We start from the raw sequence: 1,193 nt of genomic DNA, 5'->3' as shown, positions 1-1,193 counted from the left end.
TTCCTTTAGATTTGAAAATCTTAAATTGTAGTATAAAAAGAAGAGAAAAGAGTTTGAGTACACTATAACGAGTTCAGAGCTATATAATCTCATATTCTGATTAAGACTCAACTCTTTCTTATCAAATTCTCAAATAGAAATTCGGGTTAAAAACCCATTAGTAAGGAATCGAGTTATTGATAAGTTTCTCTTCTCATTAAATTCAAATTTATGGAAAAAATTGTTATTGGTATTGATGTGAGTAAATTAACTTTAGACATCTGCATTCAAGAAAATGGAGTGAATCGTTTTGATACTATTGCTAATACTGAAAAAGCTATCAAATCTTTTTTGAAACAATTTGTTAAGAGACAAAATATTCTAATTGGAATGGAGAATACAGGGAGATTTAACATCCTTCTTTACAACGTATTAATTCAACATTCTTTTGCTGTTTATGTCATCAATCCTTTGCATTTGAAAAAAAGTATGGGATTAGTTAGAGGTAAAAATGATAAAATTGACAGCGAACGTATTGCTGTATTTTTACTTAAAAATTATATGGATCTTCAACAGTGGAAGCCTAATTCGAAAGTCATTGAAAAGATAAAATTATTGAATGCTGAAAGAAAACATCGCGTTAAAATAAGAGCAGGATTACTAGCTCAAGCAAAAGATGAACAATTCTTAAAATCAACTATGGATAAAGCTGTATTACGCTTAAACACTAAGCTTATTGATGTCTTAACGAAACAAATTAATGAAATAGAAGAAAGAATCTATCAATTAATTAACGAAGATGAACAGCTTCATAATCATTATAAAAGAATACAATCAATTCCTGGTGTAGGAAAAGTTTTAGCATTTAATATGTTGATTAAAACAGATGGTTTTACAACCATAAATACACCTAGACAAATGGCTTGCTATGCTGGAATAGCTCCATTTGATTTTCAATCTGGAACTTCCATAAGGCGAAAACCGAAAGTTTCATCAATGGCTGATAAAGATTTGAAGAAACTATTGCATTTAGCTGCAATGAGTGCTATTCGTTTAGATAATGACTTGGCTATTTATTATCATCGAAAGGTAGAAGAAGGGAAAAATAAAATGTCGGTCTTAAACGCAGTCAGAAATAAAATAATTCACAGAATTTATGCACTAATTAAAAATCAAAATATTTATAAAAATAACTTGGTTTTGTCATAGAAATC

Annotated in this window: 1 protein-coding gene; it reads left to right on the top strand. The window is 28.8% G+C overall.

Going from position 1 to position 1,193, the window contains the following annotated elements; all coding sequences use genetic code 11:
- The first annotated feature begins 210 nt into the window (after positions 1-210).
- Positions 211-1,188 carry an IS110 family transposase gene (locus tag N5D90_RS17030; protein WP_038337380.1) on the top strand — a complete coding sequence of 326 codons (978 nt, stop codon included), beginning with the start codon at positions 211-213 and terminating at the stop codon, positions 1,186-1,188.
- Positions 1,189-1,193: the final 5 nt, after the last annotated feature.

The organism is Empedobacter sp. GD03797 (assembly GCF_029842105.1).
In the GTDB taxonomy this organism is placed as follows: Bacteria; Bacteroidota; Bacteroidia; order Flavobacteriales; family Weeksellaceae; genus Empedobacter; species Empedobacter falsenii_C.
The sequence above is the reverse complement of the archived record's forward strand: the minus strand, read 5'-3'. Positions and strand labels throughout refer to the sequence as shown.